The sequence below is a fragment of the Amycolatopsis thermalba genome (assembly GCF_023376025.1).
In the GTDB taxonomy this organism is placed as follows: domain Bacteria; phylum Actinomycetota; class Actinomycetes; order Mycobacteriales; family Pseudonocardiaceae; genus Amycolatopsis_E; species Amycolatopsis_E thermalba.
In genome coordinates, this window is the sequence record NZ_CP091196.1 from 1,456,232 (window position 1) to 1,475,093 (window position 18,862).

Here is an 18,862-nt window from a genome sequence, read left to right on the forward strand (position 1 = left end):
AGGCACCTCCGGCGATTCAAGGAATGAGTGTCGAGTGACTCGTCTGTCGCGGTACATCTGCCTTCTTGCCGGTTCTGGTGCCGTCCTCCTGGCGATGGCCGGATGTTCCGAAACTGTTGCCGGGATGCCATCGCCCGCCGAAGAAGTCTCTGCCTCGCCTTCCGCCAGGTCCCCCGAGGAAGCGTTGGCCGACATGGACGCGTGCACCGTCCTCGGTCAGTTGCTCGAAGGTGAGGGATTCGCGCCCGGCGAGCGGAAGACCGCGCGCAACGAATGCCATGCTTCCAAGCCTGATTACGGGACGTATTCCCTTGCGCTTGATCCCGTTCAGGGGCTTTCGGAGTACTCAAGGCAAGTACCCGGTAGCGCTCCGGCGACCGTCAACGGCCGGGAAGCGCGCCAAGGGGAGCCGTTCGGCGCGGGGCAGGGTATGTGTGACTTCGCGCTGAAGGTCGGTGCGCATGGGCGCGCCGTGGCGACCGCGACGATGCTGCGTGCGGAACAGCGTGCGCGCGCCTGTGACGCCGCGCGGGAGTTGGCTGCCGAGCTGGAGCCCCTCCTGCCGAAGCAGTGACCACGCCTGTGGCCCTGCTCACCTGTTCATGTCCAAAATGTGGTTATTTCACCACCCGCTCACCTCGCTCCGGTACCGTCGGTGCCGCTAGTTGAAACTTCAACAAGAACGGGGAGCAGGGATGTACGACCGAGTCAAGGACGTGGCGGCGCTCGTCGGCCGGGTCGCGGTGGGTGTGGTCTTCCTCGCGCACGGCCTGCAGAAATGGGACACCGGCCTGGACGGTGTCACCACCATGATGAGCGGCATCGGCGTACCACTGCCGACCCTGTCCGCCCTCTTCGTCATCGTCCTCGAAACGATCGGCGCGGCCGCGTTCATCCTGGGCGCCGCGCTGCCCGTGCTGGGTGTGCTGTTCGCCGTGGACATGGTCGGCGCGATCTTCTGGGTCCACCTCGACGCGGGCCTCACCGGCCAGGGCGGCTACGAACTCGTGCTCGTCCTCGGCGCCGCGGCCCTCGCGCTCGGGTTCAACGGTGGGCGCCTCTCGCTGGACCACCTGCTCCTCGGCCGGCGGGCACGCAAGGCCGAACTGCAGACCGCCTAGGCGAGCAGGTCGACCGTCGTCCGTTCGGCGGCTCGGCGGTCGTCCAGCTTCGCCGGGTCCGGGTTCGAGATCTGCACCAGGTGGGCGCCGGCTGACAACGGGGTCAGCAGGCCCTCCAGCACACCCTCCGGCACGGCCCACTCCACAGTGGACAGCACCCGTGCGCCGGAACCGAGCTTTTCCGCCCGGCCACGGGCTTCCGACAGCACTTCGTCCACAGTGGAACCAGCGAGCGCCGGGGTGTCGCCGGAGATGGGGATCATCGGGCTGAAGTCGTCGCCGTAGGCGCGTGCTTCGTTGAGGTAGTCCAGCGCGCCCGCAACCGGTGCGGTCAGCCCCCGCCCCATCGGGTCCAGCGCCACGACCGCCGTGGACTCGGCGCCCTCGCCGGAACCGCCGGGCGCGACGAACGCCACCCGGGCACCCGACGGCGAAGCGACCACCTCCGCCCCGCACCACCACGCCCCGAGCAGCACCCCGGCCGTCTGCCAGTGCGCGGGCAGCACCACCGCCACCGGATCGCCCGGCTCCACGTCGAACTCCTCGACCAGCCAGTTCGCCGTCTTCGCGGCCCAGTTCGCGGTCGTCGCCACCGACAGCTCCACCCGGGTGCCCGCGGCGTCGTCGTAGTGGGTGATCAGCGGCTTCCCCGGCTGGGCCAGCAGGGGACGGAACAACGCATCGGTCAGGGACACCACATCAACCTAGTTGACGCAGGTGACCCCCGCCGGCACCGCCTGCACCACCGCGCCACCCGGAGCCGCCCCGCCGCCCGAACCGGGGCTCCGCCCGGCCAGCCCGGCGAAGAACTGCCGCACCGCCACCGGGTCGACCTCCACGATGCTCTGCTCCCCGTCCGGGCTGCGGCCGTTGATCGTGATCACCGGGATCGTCGTGAACGTGACGTCCCCGGACGCCAGCCCCTTCGCCTTGTCCGCGAACTGCAGCAGGTCGAAGTCCGGGTCGAGCACCAGCGACCGGTGCAGCGCGTCGGTCAGGTCGCCGAGCGTGCCCGGGTTCGCCAGCACCCCGGCCGACAGCACCTGGTGCAGCGCCGAGGACAGGAACGCCTGCTGCCGCACGATCCGGTCCAGGTCCCCGCGCGGCAGGTTCTTCCGCTGCCGCACGAACGACAGCGCCTCGCCGCCGGACACGGTCTGCACCCCGGCTCGGAAGTCGGCGCCGGAGTCCTTGTCCTCGGTCGCGTGGTTCAGGCACACCTCGACCCCGCCGAGGGCCTCGGTGATCAGGTAGAACCCGAGCAGGTTGACCTCGGCGTAGTGGTCGATCCGCACCTGCGTGAAGTCCTGCACCGCCTGCACCAGCGCCTGCCGCCCGGCCTGGTCGGAGTCGCGCTCGACCTCGGCCGAATCCCGCTTGCCCCGGCCCCGCAGCTCGTCGGCCTTCGCCTGCTTGGCGAGGCCGTACACCGAGTTGATCTTGCCCTGTCCGCCGCGCGGCACGTCGATCCAGGTGTCCCGCGGGATCGACACCGCGAACGGTTTCGCACCGTTCTTCGGAATCCGCACGACGATGATCGTGTCGGTGTTCACCCCGCTGGTCTGCTCGGTGCGCAGCGTCTTGAGCACCTGCAGCGGCAGCGCGTTGCCCTGCATGTCCGTGCGGGCGTCCGCGCCGACCAGCAGGATGTCGTCGCCCCCGTCGTCGGCAGGCGGCGCCGGCTTGTCCTCGGGCAGGTCGAGGGCATCCGTGGTGTGCACGTTGCCCTGCACCTCGTGGTAGGTCGCCCAGGCGTACCCGGTGGCGGCCAGCGCGACCACCGACACCAGCGCGACCACCGCCTTCCCGGTCGCGCGGAACGGGTGACGACGGCGGCGCGGCGCTTCCTCGGCCGGCGGCTCCTCGGCGGGGGCCGTCGACCGCGGGTAGGGCGTCGGTTTCGGCTCGTCGTCCATCCCCGTGTCTCCCCCCTCGTCATCCCCTGGAACCAGGTTAAGGCACCGGGCGTCAGTTCACACAGGGCACGTCGCCCGCGGTGATGGGCGGCGGCGCGGGGGAGGAGGAGGTCACCACCGGGGTGCTCGTCGTCGTCGCGGGCCGCCGGCTCGAGGTGGGTGGCGCGCTGGACGACGTCCGGGCCGGCGACGTGGGGGTGGCCGAACTCGACGCCGGCGCGCCCGAGTCGGAGGTGAGCTGGTCGACGAACGCGTGCACGGCCTGCGGGTCGACGCGCACGACGTCCGCGCCGCCGATGGTGGCGTTGCCGATCACCGGGATGGTGCGGAACTCGATGTTGCCGCCGTTGAGCCCGCGCATCTGGGCGGCGAACTCGGGCAGGTCCCAGTTGTCGGAGAGCACCACGGACTTCTTGACGGCGGTGATGACGTCGGAGAGCTTGCCGGGGTTGGCCAGCACGTCCCGGGACAGCATCTTGCGGGCCAGCCCGGACAGGAACGCCTGCTGCCGCGCGATGCGGTCGAGGTCGCCGCCCGGCAGGTCGTAGCGCTGCCGCACGAACGCCAGGGCCTGCACGCCCTCGACCGTCTGCCGCCCGGCGGGCAGGTCGACCCCGGACTTGCGCTCCCGCACCGGCGCCTTGAGGCACACCTCGACGCCGCCGAGGGCCCGCGTCACCTCGTAGAAGCTCGCCAGGTTGACCTCGGCGTATCGGTCGATCATGCCGGGCTTGCCGATGAACGTCTCCAGCGTGGCGATCAGGTTCTTCCGGCCGGTGACCTTGGCCTGCTCGTCGGCGGTTTCCAGGTCGACGCCCTGCTGCTGGAGTTCCTTGAACTTGTCGTTGTAGGCGTAGACGAACGCGCCGTTGAGCTTGTGCTTGCCGAAGCCGCCGGCCAGCTCGACCCACGAGTCGCGGGGGAACGAGATCGCCACCGCGCGGCGCCCGTCCTGCGGGATGTGCACGAGGATCATGGTGTCGGTCTGCTTCTCGCCGTCGGACTCGCCGGCGTGCAGCATGTCCAGCACCTCGCGGGGCAGCGGGTTGCCCTGCGCGTCGGTGCGGCTGTCCATGCCGACCAGCAGGATGTCGATCGCGCCGTCGAGCGGCACCGCGTGCAGTTCCTCGTCGAACACCTGGGTGGTGGACAGGCCGGAGTTGGGGTCGCCGATGAACTGCCAGCCGTACCAGGTGATGGTGAGCACCGCGACCGACACGAGCGCGACGACGAGCTTGCCGCCGCGCCGGACGATGACGGCGATGCGGTGGCGCCGTCGTCTGGGAGACGGGATGGGCCGCGCGGGCCACGTGACCTCGTCCGCGGCCTCCAGGCGGGTGGTAAGCCCGTCGGTCACACTCGCTCCCTCCCAGCCCCCGACCCGGGTGAATGCCACCAGATTACTGTTCGGGTGAGTGAAGCGGCCGTGGGCTGGTCCATGACGATCTTGAGGAGGAGCAGGCGATGCGGGTCCTGGTGACCGGGGGCGCGGGTTTCATCGGCTCGCACTACGTCCGGCAGGCGATCTCGGGGGCCTACCCGGCGCTCGCCGACGCCGAGGTGGTGGTGCTCGACAAGCTCACCTACGCCGGCAACGAGGCCAACCTGGCGCCGGTCGCGGACTCGCCGCGGCTGCGGTTCGTGCGGGGCGACATCACCGACGCGGAGGTGGTCGCCCGGGTCGTGCAGGGCGTCGACCTGGTCGTGCACTTCGCCGCCGAGTCGCATGTGGACCGCTCCATCCTCGGCTCCGCCGACTTCGTGCTGACCAACGTGCTGGGCACGCAGACCCTGCTGCAGGCCGCGCTGGACGCCGGGGTGGGCAAGTTCGTGCACGTCTCGACGGACGAGGTGTACGGCTCGATCGAGAGCGGATCGTGGTCGGAAGACCACGTGCTGGAGCCGAATTCGCCGTACTCGGCGTCGAAGGCGTCCTCCGATCTGATCGCGCGGTCCTACTTCCGGACGCACGGACTACCCGTGTGCGTGACGCGGTGCTCGAACAACTACGGGCCGTACCAGTTCCCGGAGAAGGTCATCCCGCTTTTCGTTACCAACTTGTTGGACGGGCTCACAGTCCCGCTCTACGGCGACGGGCTGAACGTTCGTGACTGGCTGCACGTGGACGACCACTGCCACGGCATCCAGCTGGTGGCCGACGGCGGCCGTCCGGGGGAGATCTACAACATCGGTGGTGGCACGGAGCTGACCAACCGTGAGCTGACCGAGCGACTGCTGGCCGCGGTCGGGGTGGGCTGGGAGCGCGTCGAGCGGGTCGCCGACCGCAAGGGGCACGACCGGCGGTACTCGGTGGACATCACCAAGATCAGCACCGAGCTCGGGTACGCGCCGAGGGTTTCCTTCGACGAGGGTCTGGCGGATACCGTGCGCTGGTACGCCGACAATCGCGCGTGGTGGGAGCCGCTGAAGCGGCGCGCCGCGCTGGTGGGGAAGTGACGATGCTCAGTGTGCTCGTGCCCGGCGGAACGGGGCAGCTCGGCAGCGCCCTGTCCGCGCTCGCCTCGTCCGAGGTCCAGGTGGTCGCGCCGTCGTCGGGCGAAGTCGACCTGACCAGCGCCGGTTCGGTGATCGCCGCGGTCAACGCGCTGGCCGCCGAAGCCGCGGAGGCCGGGCGCAGCCCGCTGGTGATCAACGCCGCCGCGTACACCGCGGTGGACGCGGCGGAGACCGACGAGCCGCGCGCGTTCCGGATCAACGCCGACGGCGCCCGGGTGCTGGCGGCGGCCTGTTCGTCGCGGCGGGTGCCGCTGATCCACGTGTCGACCGATTACGTGTTCCCCGGTGACGCGTCGCGGCCGTACGAGCCGGAGGACCCGCTGGGGCCGCGCAGCGCGTACGGCCGGACCAAGGCGGCCGGTGAGGACGCCGTGCTGGGGTCCGGGGCGCGGGCGTGGGTCGTGCGGACGGCGTGGGTGTACGGCGCGGGCGGGTCGAACTTCGTGGAAACCATGCGCCGCCTGGAAGGCGAGCGGGACACGCTGTCCGTTGTGGACGATCAGCGCGGCTCGCCGACGTCGGCCGCCGACCTGGCCGCGGGGCTGCTGGAGCTCGGCCGGGCCGTGGTGAGCGGGCACGGGCCGCAGCGGCGGGTGCTGCACTGCACCAACGCCGGCGAGACCACCTGGTACGGCTTCGCGCGGGCGATCTTCGAGGAGCTGGGGGCGGACCCGGAGCGGGTGGAGCCGTGCACGACGGCCGAGTTCCCCCGGCCGGCGCCGCGGCCGCCGTACTCGGTGCTGTCCAACGAGGCGTGGCAGCGGGCCGGGCTCACGCCGCTGCGGCCCTGGCGGGAGGCGCTGCACGCCTACCTCAACGGGGACGCAGACCGTCCACGATGACCGCCACGATCCGGTGGGCCCGCGCGTCCCACTCGGCTTCGGGGACTCGGGACAACGCGCCCAGCAGCAGGATGACGTCCGCGGCGTCGACCTCTTCGCGCACTTCGCCGGCGGCCTTCCCACGTTCCAGCAGCATCCCGAGCGCCTCGTCCAGCCGGTGGTGCTGGTCGGTGTAGAGGTCCTGCCACGCCGAGGCCTCGATCGCCGCCATCACGCCGCGCTTGACCCGCGCGTAGCCGAGCAGCCGCTCCAGCCAGCCGGTCAGCGCGCGGAGCGGGGGGTGCTCGGCCAGCAGCGGTGCGACGGCGTCGACGAGCTGGGTCATCTCGTGCCGGTACACCTCGGCGAGCAGGTGCTCGCGGGTCGGGAAGTGCCGGTAGAGGGTGCCTTGGCCCACGCCCGCGGCCTTGGCGACCGCGTGGAGCTTCAGGTCGTCGGAGGTGTCCAGTTCGGCGCGCGCGGCCTCGACGATGCGGTCCCGGTTGGCCGCGGCGTCCGATCGGCGAGCGGGCACGGCACTCCTCCTTCGCTGAGCGGACAACTGTCCGGTACAGTAAACGGACAGTTGTCAGCTTAGGGGGAGGGTCCGTCGTGAGCGGAGTGGACGGCAAGGTCGTCGCCATCACCGGAGCCAGCAGCGGCATCGGTGAGGCAACGGCACTGGAGCTGGCGGGTCGGGGCGCGGCGATCGTGCTGGGGGCCCGGCGAGGTGATCGGCTCGACGCGCTGGTGGCGCGCATCCGGGGCGAGGGTGGCCGGGCGGAGATGCTGGCGGTCGATGTCACCGAGCGGGCGGGTGTGGCGGAGCTGGTGGCCTTGGCGGTGGACCGGTTCGGGCGGCTCGACGTGCTGGTGAGCAATGCCGGCGTCGCCCGTCTCGCGCCGGTGGCCGATCTGGACGTGGACGACTGGGACGCGATGATCGACGTCAACCTGCGGGGTGTCCTGTACGGGATCGCCGCCGCGATGCCGGTTTTCCGCCGTCAGGGGCGGGGGCATTTCGTCACCACGGTGTCGACGTCGGGGTTGAAGATCGTGCCGACCCAGGCTGTGTACGCGGGGACCAAGAACGCGGTGCGTACCGTGCTGGAGGCACTGCGGCAGGAGTCGACCGACGGGGTGGTGCGGACGACCGCTGTTTCGCCGGGCTACGTGCGGACCGAGCTGGTCGATCACGTCGAGGATCCGGCGCGGCGGGAGGCGGCCCAGCGGGCGATGGCGGACCTCGGCATCAGCCCGGAGGCGGTGGCACGCGCCATCGCGTTCGCGATCGAGCAGCCGGACGACGTGGAGATCGGGGAGCTGGTGATCCGGCCCGCCCGGCAGGGATGACGCGCGGTCGGGAAAAGATCAAAAGATGTCCTCGCCGGACAGGCAGGCTCCGGGATGACCAAGGGCACGCCCGTCGCCTTGGGTGGGTGGTCGCTGGGTTGTGTTCGGGGCTCGCGCTAGCGCTGCGTGGCTTGCCGGTAGGCCGCCAGCGTCGTCTCCGCTGTCCGGCGCCACGTGAAGCTCGCCGCGTGGGCGCGTCGCTCGATGGACCTCGATGCCAGCGGGGGTTCCGCGACCGCCTCGCGCAGGGCGGCGATCAGGGCGTCCACCTCGCCGTAGGGCGCCAGGTGCGCGAAGCCGCCCGAAATCTCGCGCAGCGCGGGGATGTCGGAGCACACCACGGGCACGTCCGAGGCCAGCGCCTCCAGCACGGGCAGGCCGAACCCCTCGTCCCGGGACGGGAGCACCAGCGCGGCCGCCCCCGCCATCACGTTGTGCAGGTCCCGCTCGGACAGGTACCCCAGCCGCCGGCTCCGCGGGCTCCCCGGCGCGGGCCCCGGACCGGAGAACACCAGGGGCGGCAGGTCCTCCGCCGCGGCGTGGGCCTTCAGCAACCAGTCCAGGCCCTTGCGCGGACCCGCCGCGCCCACGAACAGCAGGTACCGCTCGGGCAACCCCAGGCGCTCGCGCATCGGCTCGTCCGGTGGGCGTCCGGTGAACCACGCCGCGTCCACGCCCAGCGGCGTCACCACGACCTTCGCCCGGTCCACGTCCAGCCGCGTCGCCACCGCGTCCGCCACCGCCGCCGTCGGGGTGCAGATCACGTCCGCGCGGGCGGCGCCGCGGCGGACCAGCTCCGGCAGCTCCCGGTCACTCGGCGGCAGCTCGCCCGGCGCGTCCAGGAACGCCAGGTCGTGGATCGTCAGCACACCCGCGGCCCGCACCGCGCCAGGCAGCACGAAGTTGGTCCCGTGCACCACATCCGCCCGGCCGGCGAACAGCTCGATCGGCGGGAACGCCGACCGCAGCCACGCCTTGCGCAGCATCCGCGCGGCGACCGGCATGCCGCGAGCCCGCGCGCCGTGCGGCAGCACGTACCGCAACCGGCGCCAGCCACGCAACGTGAACGCCACCGCACGCATGTCCACATCGGACATCGAGGCGAGCTCTTCGGCCAGGGACGCCGTGTAGCGCCCGATGCCGGTCCGGTCACCCAGCAGCGGCGTGCCGTCCAGCAGGACCCGAAGCGCTCGCTCAGCCACGACGGCGGGCAACCTTCCGCACCCGGCCCGCGACCCGCCGCGCCAGCTCCTTCGGGCCGCCGTCGGCGAGGTACTCCTTGACCAGGGCCAGATCCCGCCGCACCGCCTCCGCGCCACGCACCGGCTCCTCCGCGGTCAGCGGGGCCGCGCCGATCAGCCGGTCGGCCGCCGGGCGCGGGTTGCGGCAGAACTCCACCAGCGGCGCCAGCGCGGTCGGCCACGCGAACCGCTGCGCGACGACCTCGATCCGCGCGCGGCACCCGGCGGCGAAGTCCTCGTCGTACAGCACCCGCTCCAGCGCGTCGGCCAGTGCGTCCACGTCCTCGGCCGGCACCACGACACCCAGCTTCTCGTCGCGCACCAGGTCGGCGAACGCGTCACCGTCCGTGGTCACGATCGGCAGGCCGGCCCACAGGTAGTCCAGCACCCGCGTGCGGAACGCGAACGTGGTCTCGACGTGCTCGTAGTGCGTCGTCACCCCGCAGTTCGCGTCGAGCAGCCAGTTCTGTCGCTCGCCGAAGGGCACCCACTGCTCGTTGAAGTACACGTGCTTGTCGGTCAGCCCGAGCCGGTCGGCCAGGTGGATCGTGCGCGCGCCGATGTCCATCTCGGCGACCTCGGGGTTCGGATGCTTCATCCCGAGGAACACCAGCTTCACGTCAGGCCGTCGCTGCCGCAGCCGGTCGATCGCGTGCACCAGCGTCAGCGGGTCGAACCAGCTGTAGACCCCACCCGCCCACAGCACGACCCGGTCGCTGCCGTCGATGCCCAGCGTCGACCGCAGGCCCGGGCCGGTCCGCACCGGCGGCTCCGGCGACAGGCCGAACGGGACGACCGACAGCAGCGACTGCGTGGTCGGGTCGGCGTCGTACAGCCGCGGCGACAGGCGCCCCAGCGCGGCCAGGTGGCCCAGCCAGAACAACCGCTGCCGCTCCGACGCGCACAGGAAGAAGTCACCGCGCAGCAGCTGCGCGTCCAGCACCCGCGTCACCCCGGCCAGATCGGCGGCGCGGCGGTCGTCCGGCGCGCTCTTGCCCTGTTCCAGCAGCTCCAGGTGCATCGGGTCGTACAGGTCGCAGACCACGATCTTGTTCGAGTCCTGGGCCTTCAGCGCGGGCGCCATCTCCAGCACGTGACCCTGCAGGATCACGATGTCCGCCCACGCGACCGGCTCGGTCAGGTCCCGCTTCTTCGCCGCGCTGACGGGGAACGGCGCGGGCGGCGGCGCGGCCAGCGGGTTGACCGTGACCAGGCGCACGTCGTGCTCGGCGGACAGGACCGTGGCGATGTTCCAGGCGCGGATCGCCGGGCCCGCCATGCGGTCGGTGATCGCGTCGCCGGTGATCACCAGGACCTTGCGGCGCTGCCCGAACACGGCCTCGATGCCGAAGACCTCGGCGAGCACGTCGTGCGCGGCGAGGTAGCGCGGCAGGGGATAGGCCGGCTCCAGGGCCTTGCGCATGAGCGGGATCAGGTCGGCGTCGGTGCGCACGCGCGTGGCCTGCTCGGCGGCGCGCGACTCGGCCAGCGACGGCAGCAGTTCGACGAACTGGTCGATGGCCAGCACCCCGGCCAGCGTGGTGCGCGGGATCGGCACCGGCGCGGTCTCGACCGGACCGGCCTTGGCGAGGTCCAGCTGCGTCGGGTCCAGCTCGCCGCGGGCGGTGGCGCGGCGCACGGCCAGCGCCAGCGCGGCGGGCAGCACCTTCGCCAGCGTCTCGTCGGAGAGGTTCTTGTAGAGGGCGGCCAGAGCGTTGCGCTCCAACAGGAAGGTCTCGCGGCCGGTGTCCGGGGCGTCCACTTCGGACATCGTGCCGTGGTGGCGGTGGTAGGCGATCGACTCCGGCACGTACCGCACGCGCCAGCCCCGCAGGTTGAGCCGCCAGCCCAGGTCGACGTCCTCGTAGAACATGAAGAAGCGCTCGTCGAACCCGCCGAGCGCGCGGAACACGTCGGCCCGCACGAACATCGCCGAACCGGTGGCGAACAGCACGTCCTTGGCGACGTCGTGCTCGCCGGGCGCGACGTCGGCCAGCGGTCCGCCCGCGTGCCGCTTGTAGCCCATGCCGAACCAGGTCAGGCCCGCGTCCACGAAGTCCACGCCGGTGCCGTCCCAGTCCAGGACCTTGCTGGCCACGGCGGCGACGGTCGGTTCGGCGCGCAGCACCTCGACCGCCGCCTTCGCCCACGCCGCGTCCGGGCGGGCGTCGTTGTTGAGGAACGCGAGCACGCTGCCCTGGGCGTGCCGGGCGCCGAGGTTGCACCCGCCCGCGAAGCCGGTGTTGGTGTCCGACTCGATCACCCGCGCGTCGCCCGCCGCGGCCTTGATGCGCGCGACGTCGTCACCGCCCGAGGCGTTGTCGACGACCAGCACCTCGAGGTTCGGGTAGTCGAGGTCCTCGCGCAGGGCGCGCAGGCAGGCGATCGTGTGCGCCGCACCCCGGTAGTTCACCAAGATCACCGAGACCAGCGGCAGTGGTGTGTCCCCCTGGACCAACGCCCGACCTCCGTACTCGCGTGTGTCCGGCAGAGACTATCGGGAGGTCCAGGCCGCCCAGACCGCGCCTCGGCGGACCGTCGAGCGGCGCGTGATCGACTTCCGCGCGGCCAGCGCGCCGGGCAGCCGGAGGATCACTTCGCCCAGGACGCGGCACCGCAGGCCGAGGCGGAAATTGGGCGCCTCCGGCACGTTCCGCTTCAGCGGCAGCAGGGCGGTGATCGCGGCGAACCGGGCCAGCTCGCGAGCGGCGATCGTGGCCGGGGCGCAGCGCAGGAGAGTGAGCAGCCGGTTGCGTTCGTTCCACCGGTGGAACCTCGCGGATCCCGGGTGCGTGCTGGCGCCGTGGCGGTGCGTGACACGTGCCGTGGGGACCGTCACGATGTCGTGGCCGGCGAGCCGCAGGCGCCACGCGGTGTCGGTGTCCTCGTAGTAGCAGAAGAAGCTCGACGGCACCCCGCCCACGTCACGGAGCGTGCGGGTGCGGATCAGCGCGGCGCCGCCGCAGAAGGCGAACGCCGGGGTCTCCGTGGTGTCGTAGCCGTGGCCGTCCGGGGTGAGGTTCACGCCGAGGGACTGGACCCGGCCGTCGGCGTGTTCGAGGCGGGACGCGGCGGCCGCGGCGTCGCCGACGTGGTCCTCCAGTTCGGCGAGCCAGTCCGGGGCGGGGGCCGCGTCGTCGTTGAGCCACACCGTGAACTCGGTGTCCACTTCGGACATCGCGTGGGCGGTGGCGCCGGCGTACCCGGCGTTGCGGGGCAGCCGGCGGACCTCCGGCGCGGACGGGTGCGTGGCCAGCAGGCGGGCGGTGCCGTCGTCGGAGGCGTTGTCGATCACGAGCAGCCGGTGGGGGCGCGTCTGGGCGGCGAGGGCGTCCAGGCAGGCGGTGATGTGCGCGGCACCGCGCCAGGTGACCACCACGACGGTGCTGCGGATCGGCACACCGGAAGAATACGGGCCGTGCCGGAACTCGTGGTCATCGCCGAGCAGCTGCTCGCGCCCGTGCCCGGCGGGACGGGCCGCTACACCGCCGAGCTGCTGCGCGCGCTGGCCGAGACCGCGCCGCCGGGGTGGACGGTGTCGAGCGTCACCGCGCGGCACGCCGAGAGGCTGCCCGGTGCGCGGATGCTGCCGTTGCCGCCGCGGGCGCTCGTCGCGGCGTGGCAGGCCGGGCTGCCGTACTGGCCGGGCGGGGACGCGGTGCACGCGCCGACCCCGCTGGCCCCGGCGCGGGTGCCGCGCGGGCGGACGTTGTCGGTCACCGTGCACGACACCGTGCCGTGGACCCATCCGGAAACGCTGACGCCACGGGGGGTGCGCTGGCACCGGGCGATGATCGCGCGGGCGGCCCGGCGTGCTTCGGGACTCGTCGTGCCGACGCGGGCGGTGGCCGACGACCTCCGCACGCGGGTGCCCGTGGCGGTGCCGGTGACCGTGGCCGGGCACGGGGTGGCGGAGGTGTTCACCCGCGACGACCTGCCCGAGGTGGACGTGCCGGACCGCTATGTGCTGGCGGTCGGGACCATCGAGCCGCGCAAGGGGATCGACGTCCTGGTGCGGGCGATGGAGCGGGTCGGGGTGCCGCTGGTGCTCGCCGGTCAGCCGGGCTGGGGTGGTCTGGACCCCGTCGCGATGGCCGGAAACCGGGCCGACGTGCGGGTTCTGGGCCGGTTGACCGACGTGGCGCTGGCGGCGGTGCTGCGGCGGGCGTCCGTGCTGGCCGCGCCGAGCGTCGCGGAGGGCTTCGGATTGCCGGTGCTGGAGGCGATGGCGGCCGGGGTGCCGGTGGTGCACTCGGACGCTCCAGCGCTGGTCGAGGTCGCCGGGGGAGCGGGCGTGGCGTTCCCGCGCGGGGACGCGGCGGCGCTGGCGGCGGCGTTGACCGACGTGCTGACCAGCCCGGAACGCGCGGCTGACCTGGCACGTCGTGGACGGGCGCGGGCCGCGGCGTTCTCCTGGGCGGGTGCGGCGCGGGCCGTCTGGGTCGTGCACGACCGCACCACTTCGTGAGTTCCCGACCACGGCGATCCTCATCAGCCGTACCCTGCACGAGTGGGAAGAGGCGAACCCAGCGTCCTGATCGATGCCACGGCCGTGCCTGCGGACCGGGGCGGGGTCGGTCGCTACGTGGACTCGCTGGTGGCGGCCCTGGACGACGACGGCGCGCGCATCACCGTGGTCTGCCAGCCGCGGGACTTCCGGCTCTTCGACCGGCTCGCGCCGCACTCGCGGGTCGTCCCGGCGGTCCAGTCCACCGCGACGCGCACCGCGCGGCTGATCTGGGAGCAGACGACGCTGCCGTCGCTGGCGCGGCGGCTGGGTGTGGACGTGGTGCACTCGCCGCACTACACGATGCCGCTGGCGGGGCCGTCGGCGTCGGTGGTGACGTTGCACGACGCGACGTTCTTCACCGACGCGGTGCTGCACTCGTCGGTGAAGGCGCGGTTCTTCCGCGGCTGGACGCGGACGGCGCTGCAGCGGGCGACGTTGTGCGTGGTGCCGTCGAAGGCGACGGCGTCGGAGCTGGCGCGGGTGGCGCGGGTGCGGCGGCAGCCGGCGATCATCGAGCACGGGGTGGACGTCGAGCGGTTCCACCCGCCGACGCCGGACGAGGTGCGGGCCGCGCGGGCGGCGATCGGGCTGGAGCGGATGCCGTACGTGGCGTTCCTGGGGGCGCTGGAGCCGAGGAAGAACGTGCCGGCGCTGATCCGGGGTTTCGTGAAGGCGGTGGAGCACCGGCCCGACCCGCCGGCGCTGGTGCTGGCCGGGCAGCCGGGCTGGGACACGCAGGTGGAGAAGGCGCTGGCGGCGGCGCCGTTGCGGTTGCGGGTGATCCGGGCCGGGTACCTGCCGTTCGGTTCGCTGGCGGGGTTCCTGGGCGGGGCGGAGCTGGTGGCCTACCCGAGCCTCGGGGAGGGCTTCGGGCTGCCGGTCCTGGAGGCGATGGCCTGCGGGGCGTGCGTGCTGACCACGCGGCGCCTGTCGCTACCGGAGGTGGGCGGCGACGCGGTCGCGTACTGCGGCGTCGGCCCGGGCGACGTGGCCGTCGCGCTGGGCGAGCTACTGGACGACCCCGCACGGCGCGCGTTCCTCGCCTCGGCCGCCCAGAGGCGCGCGAAGGAGTTCTCGTGGGCCACGAGCGCGGAGAAACACCGCGAGGCGTACGCCAAGGCGTGGCACCTGCACAAGCGGGAGCAATAGCCGTTGGACGGTGTTCGGCCGGATGGGGTATAGTCGTTGATGCGAGGCCCCGGTGGGGCCGAGAAGTGAGCCCGCGACGCGTCCGGACGGTCGTCTCGCGGGCTTTGCGCTGTTCAGAGCTCGATCACATCCTGCAGGACCGGGATCGTCCGGCGCCGCCAGTCCCCGCCGGCGCCGTAGCACCAGCCAACGGCGTCCGAGATCCACAACAGGGGCTCGACGGCGGAGTCGAGGTGCTCGTAGGTCAGCTCCGTCTTCGACGGATGCGAACCCAGCGAGCGCTGCAGCGTTGAACGGTCATGCACATCCCGCGAGTCGCGGCTGTCCAGCACCACTCGATGCGCTCGTAGCTCCAGCAGGTCGTTCACAATCTGCTTCAGGCATTGCTGCCGCGTGCGTTCTTCTTCCTTGCGATCGCATCTGCCGAAGTAGACGCGAGACGAGACGGGCAGGGCTGCGATCCGGTCCGCCAGCTGTCTCCGGCGCGGAGGCTTCTCCTTGCAGAAGTGCAGCTCGCGGGCGCCAGGCAGCAGAAGCCTCGCCAACGCCCGGCGCGTAGTCGCGAGGTGGGCAGGCTCGACGAGCGTGACGCACAGCAGATAGGTGCCCGCACGGGCGGACTCGTCGATGAAGGCGTGGACCGACATTCCCGCAATTCTGCCGGGGTGTAGTCGTGTCACTCCGTGCGGTAGCGGACCGCCGCGGTTCGTGATCGTGGGGTGCCTGCCTTGTTGCGTTGCGTAGTGGGGGCACAATGGCCCGCGTGACCGAGCCGAGCCGTTACGGCGACGGGGTCGCCGTGGTTGTCGTGACGTACTTCCCCGGTGAGGACCTCGACCGCTTCCTCGACAGCCTCGAAAAGGCGACCACCCGCGACGTCCACGTGGTCGTCGCCGACAACGACTCGACCGACGACGCCCTCGACCGGGCCGAGCAGCGCACGAACACGCACGTCCTGCGCATCGGCGAGAACCTCGGCTACGGCGGCGGCGCCAACCGCGGCGTGGCGACCCTCGACGAGCGCTACGGCTGGATCGTCATCGCCAACCCCGACCTCGAATGGGAACCCGGCTCGCTGGACACCCTCCTGGAAGCCGCCCAGCGCTGGCCCCGCGGCGGCGCCTTCGGCCCGCTCATCCGCGACCCCGACGGCACCGTCTACCCCTCCGCCCGCCTGCTGCCCTCGCTCGGCCGCGGCGTCGGCCACGCCGTCTTCGGCAAGATCTGGCCCGCCAACCCGTGGACCCGCGCCTACCGCCAGGAACACGCCGCCCCGAGCGAACGCACCTCCGGCTGGCTGTCCGGCTCGTGCCAGCTCATCCGCCGCGCGGCCTGGGACTCGGTCGGCGGCTTCGACACCCGCTACTTCATGTACTTCGAGGACGTCGATCTCGGCGACCGCATCGGCCGCGCCGGCTGGCACAACGTGTACGTGCCCTCCGCCGCGGTCACGCACATCGGTGGCAAGGCCACGTCCCGCGCGCCGAAGAAGATGCTGGCCGCCCACCACGAGAGCGCTTACCGCTACCTCGCCGACCGCCACCAGGGCCTCGCTTGGAAGCCGGTGCTGGCCGCGGTGAAGCTGGGTCTGAAGGTGCGCCTGAAGTTCGAGACGCGCGGCAGGTAACCCGGCCCTACAGGCCTTCCAGCCGCCGCGCGAAATCGGAGTTCCCGGTCTGCGTCTTGGTCGTCGGCACCAGGCCGTCGACCTCCTCCTCCGGCTGTACCGGCCGCAGGTCGACCCGCGTGTCCGGTTTCGAGTCCGGCAGGCTGCCCTGCACCGACTCGATCACCGACGCCGGCACCACGGCCGTCGTGTCCGGGTCGTCCGCGTCGATCTCGTCGACCACGTCTCGGGGGATCTGCTGCGTGGTCGAAGCGTCCATCGGCGAGGTCGCGGCGTCCGGCGTCACGACGAACGCACCCCGGGACTGTGCCCTGGCCAGCAGAGCATCCGCTCGATCGCGGGGGTCCATCCCCTAGGCCTCCCGACTCGACGTGGGCCCTCTCCGAACGGGGCCCTCCGTGTGCTGTCTAGGGTAGGCCCTCCGGGCCGTCGCCGTCATTGTTTCCCGCGGCTTGTCGCCCACCGGTGCGTGATAACGGGAAGGATTTCGAGGTGACATCGGAGCTTGATGTCGATGCCGTGGTGCTCGTGGGCGGTAAGGGAACCCGCCTGCGGCCGTTGACCCTGTCCGCCCCGAAACCGATGCTGCCCACCGCGGGCGTGCCGTTCCTGACCCACCTGCTGTCCCGCATCCGCGCCGCGGGGATCCGGCACGTGGTGCTCGGCACGTCCTACCGCGCCGAGGTGTTCGAGGAGCACTTCGGCGACGGCGCGTCGCTGGGGCTGGAAGTCGAGTACGTCGTCGAGGACGAGCCGCTGGACACCGGCGGCGCCATCCGCAACGTGGCCGGCCACCTGCGCGCCGACCACGCGGTCATCTTCAACGGGGACATCCTCTCCGGCGCAGACCTGCGGGCACTGGTCCAGACCCATCTCGACACGAGCGCGGACGTCACCCTCCACCTGCAGCGCGTCGAGGACCCGAGCCGCTTCGGCTCGGTGCCCACCGACGCCGACGGGCGGGTCACCGCGTTCCTGGAGAAGACCCCGAACCCGCCGACCGACCAGATCAACGCCGGCTGCTACGTGTTCCGCCGCCCGGTGCTGGAGTCGATCCCGGCCGGCCGCCGCGTGTCGGTCGAGCGCGAGACGTTCCCCGGCCTGCTGGCGGGCGGCGCGCACCTGCACGGGTTCGTCGACGCCTCCTACTGGCTCGACGTCGGCACCCCGGAGGCGTTCGTGCGCGGCAGCGCGGACCTGGTGCGCGGCCTGGCCCCCACCTCGGCGCTGCCCGGCCCGGCCGGCGAGGCCCTGGTCCTGGAGGGCGCGGACGTCGCCGCGGACGCGACCGTCACCGGCGGCTCGACCATCGGCGCCGGGGCGCACGTCGCGTCCGGGGCGCGGATCGGCGGGTCGGTGCTGTTCGACCGGGTGTCCGTGGCGGAGAATGCCGTTGTGGAGAACTCCGTGCTGGGCGTGGGCGCGCGCGTCGGCAAGGGGGCGGTGCTCAAGGGCGTCGTCCTCGGCGACGGCGCGGTCGTCGGCGCCGGGTGCGAGCTGCTCGACGGCGCCCGGGTGTGGCCGGACGTGACCCTGCCCGACGGTTCGATCCGGTTCTCCAGCGACGCCTGATGCGGTACCGCCCGCCGTTCACCCTCGACCTCGACGCGGTCCTCCGGCCGCTGCGCCGGGGCAAGGGCGATCCGTGCCTGCGGGCGGACGAGCACGGCCGGACGTGGCTCACCGGCAACACCGCCGACGGGCCGGGAACGCTGGTGCTGCGCCGGTTCGCCGACGGCGAGATCGAGGCCGCGGCGTGGGGCCCGGGGGCGGACCGGCTGCTCGACGGCGTGCCCGCGCTGGTCGGCGCCGAGGACGACGACAGCGAGTTCGTCTCGCACCACGACCGGATCGCCGAGGTGCGGCGCCGCATGCCGGGGCTGCGCCTCGGCGCGACCGGGCGGGTGTGGGACGTGCTGGTCCCGGCGGTGCTGGAGCAGAAGGTCACCGGTTACGAGGCGCGCCGGTCGTGGCGGGAGCTGTGCCGGTGGTTCGGCGAGCCGGCTCCGGGCCCGGCCCCGGCGGGGATGCGGGTGCCGCCGACGCCGGAGGCGATCATGTCCATTCCGGACTGGACCTGGCACCGCGCGGGCGTGGACCACAGCAGGCGGAAGGCGTTGATCTTCGCGGCGCAGGTCGCGCATCGGCTGGAGAAGGCGGTGGAGCTGCGCGGTGCGGAGGGGCGCGCGTGGCTGCGCAAGGTGCCGGGCATCGGGGTGTGGACCGCGTCGGAGGTCGCGCAGCGCGCCTGGGGCGATCCGGACGCAGTCAGCTTCGGCGACTTCCACATCCCGGCGGTGGTCGGGTACGCCCTGCTCGGCGAGCCCCTGGACGACGAGGGCCTGGCGGAGGTGCTGGCGCCCTACGCGCCACACCGGCAGCGCGCGGTGCGGTACCTGGAGGCGGCCGGGTTCTCGCGCCCACGCTTCGGCCCCAGGTTCTCGCCACGCGACTACCGCGCGATGTGACACACGCCCCCGAGCGTGGGACTCGCGCGCTCGAACGCAGAACTCGCGCCCCCGAGCGTGGGACTCGCGTGCGTGAGCGTGGGACTCGCGCGTGGTGCGAGTCCCACGTTCCTGCTTGCGAGTTCTGCGTTCCGGGGCG

General features: G+C 72.4%; 19 protein-coding genes. 10 read left to right on the forward strand and 9 right to left on the reverse strand.

Annotation, left to right across the window (positions count from 1 at the left end; translation table 11 throughout):
* The first annotated feature begins 34 nt into the window (after positions 1–34).
* Both L1857_RS07135 and L1857_RS07140 read left to right on the forward strand, forming a co-directional pair.
* Complete coding sequence (locus L1857_RS07135; protein ID WP_162831071.1) at positions 35–574, forward strand: DUF3558 domain-containing protein; 540 nt, start codon at positions 35–37, stop codon at positions 572–574.
* Between the two features lie 121 nt (positions 575–695).
* Positions 696–1,121: a DoxX family protein gene (locus L1857_RS07140; RefSeq protein ID WP_094006913.1), complete on the forward strand. Its 426-nt coding sequence runs from the start codon at positions 696–698 to the stop codon at positions 1,119–1,121.
* Here the strand turns inward: L1857_RS07140 and L1857_RS07145 are convergent.
* The 3 genes from L1857_RS07145 to L1857_RS07155 are packed head-to-tail and all read right to left on the reverse strand — an operon-like array spanning position 1,118 to position 4,394.
* Positions 1,118–1,816, reverse strand: coding sequence for a TIGR03089 family protein (locus L1857_RS07145; protein ID WP_094006940.1), 699 nt, complete (start codon positions 1,814–1,816; stop codon positions 1,118–1,120). The two genes, L1857_RS07140 and L1857_RS07145, sit on opposite strands and share 4 nt — an antisense overlap.
* 9 nt (positions 1,817–1,825) lie before the next feature.
* On the reverse strand, positions 1,826–3,037 hold the full coding sequence (locus L1857_RS07150; RefSeq protein WP_249464683.1) for an LCP family protein: 1,212 nt from the start codon (positions 3,035–3,037) through the stop codon (positions 1,826–1,828).
* A gap of 52 nt (positions 3,038–3,089) precedes the next feature.
* The gene (locus L1857_RS07155) at positions 3,090–4,394 is read right to left on the reverse strand and encodes an LCP family protein (RefSeq protein WP_116110942.1); all 1,305 of its coding nucleotides are present in this window, start codon (positions 4,392–4,394) and stop codon (positions 3,090–3,092) included.
* 107 nt (positions 4,395–4,501) lie between these two features.
* Here L1857_RS07155 and rfbB point away from each other — a divergent pair, with 107 nt between their 5' ends.
* On the forward strand, positions 4,502–5,494 hold the full coding sequence (gene rfbB / locus L1857_RS07160; RefSeq protein ID WP_116110941.1) for a dTDP-glucose 4,6-dehydratase: 993 nt from the start codon (positions 4,502–4,504) through the stop codon (positions 5,492–5,494).
* Positions 5,495–5,496: 2 nt separating this feature from the next.
* Positions 5,497–6,396, forward strand: a complete 900-nt coding sequence (gene rfbD, locus L1857_RS07165) for a dTDP-4-dehydrorhamnose reductase (RefSeq protein ID WP_198958299.1) — start codon at positions 5,497–5,499, stop codon at positions 6,394–6,396.
* Here the strand turns inward: rfbD and L1857_RS07170 are convergent.
* Positions 6,368–6,910, reverse strand: coding sequence for a TetR/AcrR family transcriptional regulator (locus L1857_RS07170; protein ID WP_094006908.1), 543 nt, complete (start codon positions 6,908–6,910; stop codon positions 6,368–6,370). The two genes, rfbD and L1857_RS07170, sit on opposite strands and share 29 nt — an antisense overlap.
* A 77-nt stretch (positions 6,911–6,987) precedes the next feature.
* On the opposite strand from L1857_RS07170, the gene L1857_RS07175 reads away from it, so the two are divergent.
* On the forward strand, positions 6,988–7,728 hold the full coding sequence (locus L1857_RS07175) for an SDR family oxidoreductase (RefSeq protein ID WP_116110940.1): 741 nt from the start codon (positions 6,988–6,990) through the stop codon (positions 7,726–7,728).
* A 116-nt stretch (positions 7,729–7,844) separates the two neighbouring features.
* Here L1857_RS07175 and L1857_RS07180 read toward each other — a convergent pair whose 3' ends face one another.
* From L1857_RS07180 to L1857_RS07190, 3 genes are read right to left on the reverse strand one after another with little or no spacing between them, the layout of a single operon-like run.
* Positions 7,845–8,930, reverse strand: a complete 1,086-nt coding sequence (locus tag L1857_RS07180) for a glycosyltransferase family 4 protein (protein ID WP_116110967.1) — start codon at positions 8,928–8,930, stop codon at positions 7,845–7,847.
* Entirely contained in the window at positions 8,923–11,427 is a 2,505-nt protein-coding gene (locus L1857_RS07185) for a glycosyltransferase (RefSeq protein ID WP_116110939.1), read from the reverse strand. The genes L1857_RS07180 and L1857_RS07185 overlap by 8 nt, the downstream gene beginning before the upstream one ends.
* Before the next feature lie 36 nt (positions 11,428–11,463).
* Positions 11,464–12,369: a glycosyltransferase family 2 protein gene (locus tag L1857_RS07190; RefSeq protein WP_094006904.1), complete on the reverse strand. Its 906-nt coding sequence runs from the start codon at positions 12,367–12,369 to the stop codon at positions 11,464–11,466.
* Between the two features lie 18 nt (positions 12,370–12,387).
* Between L1857_RS07190 and L1857_RS07195 the strand changes: the two genes are divergently transcribed.
* Together L1857_RS07195 and L1857_RS07200 are read left to right on the forward strand one after the other, a co-directional pair.
* Positions 12,388–13,437, forward strand: a complete 1,050-nt coding sequence (locus L1857_RS07195; RefSeq protein WP_094006903.1) for a glycosyltransferase family 4 protein — start codon at positions 12,388–12,390, stop codon at positions 13,435–13,437.
* A 42-nt stretch (positions 13,438–13,479) separates the two neighbouring features.
* The gene (locus L1857_RS07200; protein ID WP_094006902.1) at positions 13,480–14,628 is read left to right on the forward strand and encodes a glycosyltransferase family 4 protein; all 1,149 of its coding nucleotides are present in this window, start codon (positions 13,480–13,482) and stop codon (positions 14,626–14,628) included.
* A gap of 113 nt (positions 14,629–14,741) precedes the next feature.
* Here the strand turns inward: L1857_RS07200 and L1857_RS07205 are convergent, their stop codons facing one another.
* On the reverse strand, positions 14,742–15,275 hold the full coding sequence (locus tag L1857_RS07205) for a hypothetical protein (protein WP_116110937.1): 534 nt from the start codon (positions 15,273–15,275) through the stop codon (positions 14,742–14,744).
* Between the two features lie 107 nt (positions 15,276–15,382).
* Here L1857_RS07205 and L1857_RS07210 point away from each other — a divergent pair, with 107 nt between their 5' ends.
* Positions 15,383–16,255 carry a glycosyltransferase family 2 protein gene (locus L1857_RS07210; protein ID WP_094006900.1) on the forward strand — a complete coding sequence of 291 codons (873 nt, stop codon included), beginning with the start codon at positions 15,383–15,385 and terminating at the stop codon, positions 16,253–16,255.
* A gap of 7 nt (positions 16,256–16,262) precedes the next feature.
* Here L1857_RS07210 and L1857_RS07215 read toward each other — a convergent pair whose 3' ends face one another.
* Entirely contained in the window at positions 16,263–16,604 is a 342-nt protein-coding gene (locus L1857_RS07215) for a hypothetical protein (protein ID WP_198958294.1), read from the reverse strand.
* Positions 16,605–16,747: 143 nt separating this feature from the next.
* Here L1857_RS07215 and manB point away from each other — a divergent pair, with 143 nt between their 5' ends.
* Together manB and L1857_RS07225 are read left to right on the forward strand one after the other, a co-directional pair.
* Positions 16,748–17,827 carry a mannose-1-phosphate guanylyltransferase gene (gene manB / locus L1857_RS07220; RefSeq protein ID WP_116110936.1) on the forward strand — a complete coding sequence of 360 codons (1,080 nt, stop codon included), beginning with the start codon at positions 16,748–16,750 and terminating at the stop codon, positions 17,825–17,827.
* Positions 17,827–18,723, forward strand: coding sequence for a DNA-3-methyladenine glycosylase family protein (locus L1857_RS07225; protein ID WP_094006897.1), 897 nt, complete (start codon positions 17,827–17,829; stop codon positions 18,721–18,723). Before manB ends, L1857_RS07225 begins: the two co-directional genes overlap by 1 nt.
* Positions 18,724–18,862 lie beyond the last annotated feature (139 nt).